The 6,301-nt window shown below is 61.4% G+C and carries 6 protein-coding genes; 4 read left to right on the forward strand and 2 right to left on the reverse strand.

Annotation, left to right across the window (positions count from 1 at the left end; all coding sequences use genetic code 11):
- Positions 1–10 precede the first annotated feature (10 nt).
- Positions 11–1,840 carry a gamma-glutamyltransferase gene (ggt, locus tag ODQ19_RS26340; protein WP_330211638.1) on the forward strand — a complete coding sequence of 610 codons (1,830 nt, stop codon included), beginning with the start codon at positions 11–13 and terminating at the stop codon, positions 1,838–1,840.
- Between the two features lie 27 nt (positions 1,841–1,867).
- Positions 1,868–2,584: a polyphenol oxidase family protein gene (locus tag ODQ19_RS26345; protein WP_330211639.1), complete on the forward strand. Its 717-nt coding sequence runs from the start codon at positions 1,868–1,870 to the stop codon at positions 2,582–2,584.
- A gap of 158 nt (positions 2,585–2,742) precedes the next feature.
- Here the strand turns inward: ODQ19_RS26345 and ddlA are convergent, their stop codons facing one another.
- Together ddlA and ODQ19_RS26355 are read right to left on the reverse strand one after the other, a co-directional pair.
- Positions 2,743–3,837 carry a D-alanine--D-alanine ligase gene (ddlA, locus tag ODQ19_RS26350; RefSeq protein WP_330211640.1) on the reverse strand — a complete coding sequence of 365 codons (1,095 nt, stop codon included), beginning with the start codon at positions 3,835–3,837 and terminating at the stop codon, positions 2,743–2,745.
- 44 nt (positions 3,838–3,881) lie between these two features.
- Complete coding sequence (locus tag ODQ19_RS26355) at positions 3,882–4,520, reverse strand: LysE family translocator (RefSeq protein WP_116668068.1); 639 nt, start codon at positions 4,518–4,520, stop codon at positions 3,882–3,884.
- Between the two features lie 136 nt (positions 4,521–4,656).
- Here ODQ19_RS26355 and ODQ19_RS26360 point away from each other — a divergent pair, with 136 nt between their 5' ends.
- Complete coding sequence (locus tag ODQ19_RS26360) at positions 4,657–5,466, forward strand: AraC family transcriptional regulator (RefSeq protein WP_116668069.1); 810 nt, start codon at positions 4,657–4,659, stop codon at positions 5,464–5,466.
- Positions 5,467–5,915: 449 nt separating this feature from the next.
- Positions 5,916–6,152 (forward strand): hypothetical protein, encoded by a 237-nt coding sequence (locus tag ODQ19_RS26365; protein ID WP_186608458.1) that lies wholly within the window; start codon positions 5,916–5,918, stop codon positions 6,150–6,152.
- Positions 6,153–6,301: the final 149 nt, after the last annotated feature.

The raw sequence follows: 6,301 nt of genomic DNA on the forward strand, positions 1-6,301 counted from the left end.
CCTTCTCAACATGAACGGAGTTCAGCGCGTGTTTTTGATTTCCCGCCGCAGCCTGACAGTCATCGCCGCAACCCTGGCACTCGCAGCCTGCCACACGCCCGTCAACGAACAGCCACCGGCGCCAGAGCTGGGTTCGGGCTATCGCACCGACCTCAGCACCCGCCACGCCGAGCGCCATATGGCGGCGGCCGCCAACCCACTGGCCGCTGAAGCCGGGCGTGAAATACTGCGCCAGGGCGGTTCGGCCATTGATGCGGCGATCGCCATGCAAGCGGTATTGACCTTGGTGGAACCACAGTCGTCCGGCATTGGCGGCGGTGCATTCATCATGCTATGGGATGGACAACAGGTGCAGGCTTATGACGGCCGCGAAACAGCACCGGCCGGGGCGACAGAGCGTCTGTTCCTGACGGCCGACGGTAAGCCGATGGCGTTCACGGATGCGCAGATTGGCGGGCGCTCGGTGGGCACGCCGGGCGTACTGCGCGCCTTGGAGATGGCGCACAAAAAGAGTGGCCACCTGCAATGGGCCAAGCTGTTCGAGCCGGCGATTCGCCTGTCGGAGCAAGGCTTCGCCATTTCCCCGCGCTTGCACAGCTTGATCGCGGCTGACCGCTTTATCGCGCAATCGCCCGACATGGCGGCGTACTTCCTGAATGCCGATGGCTCGCCAAAAGCCACCGGTACACTATTGAGAAACCCGCCACTGGCCGCAGTGTTCAAGCGCATCGCCAAGGAAGGGCCGGATGCGCTATACCAAGGCCCGATTGCCGACGAGATCGCACGCAAGGTACAGGGCCATCGCAATGCCGGCAGCCTGTCCCAGGCCGACCTCAAGGGCTACACCGCCAAGCAACGCGCACCGCTGTGCACCGACTACAAACAATGGAAGGTCTGCGGCATGCCACCGCCCTCCTCGGGCGGGATTGCCGTGGCGCAGATCCTGGGGACACTGCAGGCGCTGGAAACCCGCGACCCGCGCCTGGCCATCGCCCCCATGACACCGCTCAAGAGTGTCTCACCGGCCGGGCTTGAGCCGACACCCGAGGCGGTGCACCTGCTCGCCGAAGCCGGGCGCCTGGCCTTTGCCGACCGCGCGCTCTACGTGGCCGATGCAGACTTCACCCCCGTCCCGGTCGCCGGTCTCGTCGCACCCGGTTACCTGGCGCAGCGCGCCACGCTGATCGGCGAGCGCAGCATGGGCGTCGCCAAGCCCGGCCAACCCGCCGGTATTCGGGTGGCGTATGCGCCAGACCGCTCGCCCCTGCGCATCTCCACTTCACAGGTGGTGGCGGTGGACGACCAGGGCGGCGCCGTGTCGATGACCACCACGGTGGAAGCAGCGTTCGGCTCCCACGTGATGGTCCAGGGCTTTTTGCTCAACAACCAGATGACCGACTTCTCATTCATCCCCGAAGAAAACGGCCAGCCGGTAGCCAACCGCGTACAACCGGGCAAACGCCCACGCTCGGCCATGGCCCCGACCTTAGTGTTCGACCGCAACACGGGCGAACTGCTGGCCACCGTCGGCTCCCCCGGCGGCTCGCAAATCATCGAGTACGTGAGTAAATCCCTGGTGGCCATGCTCGACTGGAAGCTCGACCCGCAGGCAGCCATCAGCCTGCCCAACTTCGGCAGCCGCAATGGTGCTACCGAGTTGGAAGCAGGGCTGTTCAGCCCGGCGCTGAAACAGGCGCTCAAGGACAAGGGCCACGCCCTGAGCGAGATCGAGATGACCAGCGGCGTGCAGGCCATCGTGCGCACACGGAATGCCCAGGGCAAGGTGACGCTCAGTGGCGGTGCTGACCCTCGGCGTGAAGGTGAGGCGTTGGGTGACTGAGGTGTTTTGATTAACGGAGGATGCACAGTGCATAAAGCTCATCACCTCGACGCCCTCGCCGGAGTCGACCACGGTTTTTGCTCAATTGATGACCCGCTGCTCCCCCAGGATGTGTTCATCTGCAAACAGGTGCATAGCGCGTCGGTGATTGAGTGGGAGGCGGGCCAGGTGGCCAATACGGTTGAGGCGGACGGGGTGTTCACCCGGAGCCGGCAACCGATTGCAGTCATTACGGCCGATTGTTTGCCCATCCTGATTGCAGGCGGTGATCGGGTGGCCGCCATTCATGGCGGCTGGAAGGGCTTACAACGCGGAATTATCGGTAATGCCGTGCAGCGCTTTATCGACAAAGGCATTGCTGCAGAGCAGTTGCGGGTGGCGATTGGGCCTTCGATCAAGCCTTGCTGCTATGAAGTGAGCGCAACGTTTATAGCCGAGCTCCAGACCGATCAAGGCCATATGTGGCAGCACGGCCAAGCGCCCTGGAGCGTCGAGCAGCCGGCGCCTCTACAGCCCCCGTTCATCACACCGCCCCACGCCAGGCAAACGGGAAGTGCCTGGTTTGATCTGAGTGGGTATGGGCTGCTGTTGCTGCACGCGGCAGGGGTCAAGCGCGAGTATATCGAGGTGAGTGACGTGTGTACCTACTGTACCTCGCCGACGTTTGCCAGCTATCGCAGGAGGACGCATCACTCGGAAGAGCCGAAGACATTGATCTATTCGTGGATTGCTCGTACAAACTAACGATCAGACCTTACTCTTGCTCCCGCTGGGCTGCGCAGCATCCCCATCTTTGAACTAAAGCATCGCCTCAATATGACTGGGGACGCTTGGCGCCCCAACGGGAGCAAGCTCCCTCGCCACAGTTGCTCACCGGCCGTTGAGTCGAGCGCACCCAACAATCAGCGACTGATCTTCAACCCCTTGCGCCCCGCATGCCGCTCCAGCGCCAGCTCGATCAACCGGCTGACAAGCTCGCTGTAGCTCATGCCCGTCGCCTGCCACAGCTTGGGGTACATGCTGATGCGAGTAAAACCGGGCAGGGAGTTGATCTCGTTGATCAGCACTTCGCCGTCCTGCGTCAGGAACACATCCACCCGCGCCAGCCCGGCGCAGCCCAACACCTCAAACGCTTCGATGGCCAGGCGGCGAATGCGCTCGCTGGCTTCATGGCTGATATCCGCCGGCACCACCACCTGGGCGGCCTGGGCATCGATGTATTTGCTGTCGTAGGAATAGAAGCCACTGCTCACCACGATCTCGCCACAACCGCTGGCGATGGGCTGGTCATTACCCAGAACGGCGCATTCGATTTCACGGCCCTGGACGGCGGACTCCAGCAGCACTTTTTCATCAAAGCCCAGCGCCAGTTCAACCGCGGCGCGGTACTCGGCTTCGTTGCCGACTTTGCTCACGCCCACAGAGGAACCCTGGTTCGCGGGTTTGACGAACATCGGCAAACCTAGCTTGTTCGCTGCCGTTTCAAAGGAGGTGCGCACGGCGTTGCGACGTGTAAGGGTGATGAACGGAGTGACAGCAATACCCGCGTCGCGCAGCAGGCGCTTGCTGATGTCTTTGTCCATGCACACTGCCGAGCCGAGCACGTCGGAGCCGACGAAGGGCAAGTCCGCCATGCGCAGCAAGCCTTGCAGGCAACCGTCTTCACCGAGGGTGCCGTGGACAATCGGGAAGATTACGTCGATGTGTTCCAGCACGCCCTGGCCGGAGGTTTCCACCACTTGCTGGCTGGCCTTGCCGGGCACCACCGCCAATTCACGGTTGGACTGGTTGAGGGCGATGAGTGCCGGGTTTTCCTGGTTGAGCAGGAAGTTCGAGGTGTCATTGAGGTGCCAGTGACCGGCCTTGTCGATACCGATCAAAACCGGCTCGAAGCGTGAACGATCAAGGGCATCGACAATGTTGCGTGCCGATTGCAGCGAGACCTCATGCTCAGCCGAACGGCCACCAAAAATAATACCTACCCGCACCTTGCTCATGACCCGGCCTCACTGTTGAAAGTAAGGCTTCTTACCACGTGCGGTCAGCGATTCGCTACCAGATGTGCACCGAATAACAGGTAGCAGCTTCCGGCAAAGCGGTCGAGCCACTTGCGCGAACGGCTGTACAGGTTGGCCATGCGCTCGCTGGAAAACACCAGGGCTACGCTGGAGTACCAACTGAACGACAAGGTTGCCATGGTGATGACCGCCAGGGTCAGCAGCGCTGGCGATGGTGACGGCGGCATGGTCGAGGCGAAGGCTGTGGCGACGAACAGAGCGGCCTTGGGGTTGGACAAGTTGCCCAATAAACCGAAACGCCACGCGGAAAACAATGAACGTCGCGGCTCATCGGGCAACACCGTCTGCCCTGTGGTCGGCGCCGAGCGCTTGAACAGTTTCAGCCCAAGATAGATCAGGTAACAGCCGCCGATGATCTTGAACGCCAGGTACAGCATGGGCGCGGCGGTAAACAGCGACTTGATGCCCAGGCCACCCGCCAGCCCCCAGATAATCGTGCCCGTCGCCACACCCGCCGACGCCACCACGCCGTGGCGCCGCGAACAACGGGCGGCCAACTGCGCCGTATTGAAGAAGTTGGGGCCGGGGGTCACCACGGCAACCGTCCACAGCAGGGCGAGCGAGACCAGCGGCGCCACATAGGCAGGGTTGAAAACATCCATGGAGGGTTCACCAGCGCAGTAGACGAACAGCGATCATAGGCCCCGGCAGACGCCTGCACAATCGTACAAGACCCCAGGCAGACAACCGCGGCAGACTCGGTTAACGTGTTTCCACCTCCTTCTGTGACAAGTCACCATGGGCAAACCCACCCACTCCCTCGACTGGCTGCACCGCGCCCCGCACGCCAGCGGCTTGGACCGTATCGAGGCGTACTTCGCCGGCTTTGCCTTCGACCCCCATCGCCATGACACCTACGCCATCGGGCGCACGTTGTTCGGCGTGCAGAGTTTTCATTATCGTGGCGGCACGACCCATAGCCTGCCCGGCACCACCATGGTGATCCACCCGGATGAAACCCATGACGGCCGCGCCGGCAGCGATGAAGGCTTCAAGTACCGGATGATTTATGTGGAGCCGGCGCTGATCCAGCAGATCCTCGGCGGCAAACCCTTGCCTTTCATTCCCGGCGGTTTGTCCACCGACCCACGGCTACACCGCGCCAGCGAAGTGCTGCTGCAAAGCCTGGATTGCCCGATTGACCCGATGCAAGAGCAAGACGCCATGTTCGACCTGGCCCAGGCGCTGAGCGAGGCATCCGGTGCCATCGTCAGCCGTAAATCCTTCGACTACGTGGCCGCCGAACGCGCCCGTGAATTCATCCACAGCGCCCTGGGCCGTAGCATCACCCTGGATGAAATAGCCGACCACGCCGACCGTGACCGCTGGGCCTTATCGCGGGACTTTCGTTTGTTGTTCGGCACCAGCCCCTACCGCTACCTGACCATGCGCCGGCTGGACCTGGTGCGCCACTTGTTAGCCCAGGGCCAATCGTTGGTGGATGCGGCGATGACCGCAGGCTTCACCGACCAAAGCCACATGACCCGCCAATTTCGCAGCACCTACGGCATGCCGCCGTCGCGTTGGGTGAAGATGCTCGGACGCTGAGTGCTGGGTTGGAATACGTTCAAACTGTGGGAGCTGGCTTGCCTGCGATGCAGACACCTCGGTGTATCAGGCACACCCTATTGATGCCATCGCAGGCAAGCCAGCTCCCACAGTTGGATGAGGTCGTGTTGCTGGCATTTGGTCATGGTTTGTAAAGGGCCAGCAAGCCGTATCCCTTTAAATTGCAGGACGTTTCCGAGACAATCCCTGCCGCCTTGTGCCTGTTGGAATCGATGGCTAGTCTTCGGTCCGTCACTGGATTTCAGTGATCGGGTTTAGCAGCCCGAACTCAATAGGCACAGGTTCACCTATACGTTTATGGTAGCTGTGCGCGGGGCACTTTCGGGTGCGCCGGTTTTCCTATTGACCGGTCTGCTAACCCGCGTACAGCTGCCACCTTACGTTTAGCAGCGTAGGTGGTCGCTCCCTTGCTCAATAGGAGTTACACCATGACCAAAGCACTTCCCGATCCCCTCATGGATTGCCTAGTCGTCAACGAAGAGCTCAGCTTCGAAGACGCTCAACTCTATATTTCCCATCTGATCAACAGCGCATCAGCCACGGTGTGGGACTGTTGCGATCACCTGCAACCCCACGACCGCGCCCGAATCCATGCCGCATGGCACTTGCTGGAGATGGCCAAGACCGTGGTAAACCGCACCATCGAGTGCATGCCACGAACCTGAAGACACTACAAAACCCATGTGGGAGCTGGCTTGCCTGCGATGCAGACACCGCGGTGTATCAGACACACCCCGTTGATGCCGTCGCACTGTAGCCGTCAACAGTAACCACGATGCGAAGCGAGCCGCTCTTGATCTGCTCTTGATCTCAA

Source organism: Pseudomonas sp. AM4(2022) (assembly GCF_036346515.1).
GTDB lineage: Bacteria > Pseudomonadota > Gammaproteobacteria > Pseudomonadales > Pseudomonadaceae > Aquipseudomonas > Aquipseudomonas paracarnis.

Excerpts from the sequence above, each read along its gene's own strand:
- ggt (WP_330211638.1), top strand. The coding sequence starts at position 11 with ATGAACGGAGTTCAGCGCGTGTTTTTGATTTCCCGCCGCAGCCTGACA.
- ddlA (WP_330211640.1), bottom strand. The coding sequence starts at position 3,837 with ATGAGCAAGGTGCGGGTAGGTATTATTTTTGGTGGCCGTTCGGCTGAG.
- ODQ19_RS26355 (WP_116668068.1), bottom strand. The coding sequence starts at position 4,520 with ATGGATGTTTTCAACCCTGCCTATGTGGCGCCGCTGGTCTCGCTCGCC.
- ODQ19_RS26360 (WP_116668069.1), top strand. The coding sequence starts at position 4,657 with ATGGGCAAACCCACCCACTCCCTCGACTGGCTGCACCGCGCCCCGCAC.
- ODQ19_RS26365 (WP_186608458.1), top strand. The coding sequence starts at position 5,916 with ATGACCAAAGCACTTCCCGATCCCCTCATGGATTGCCTAGTCGTCAAC.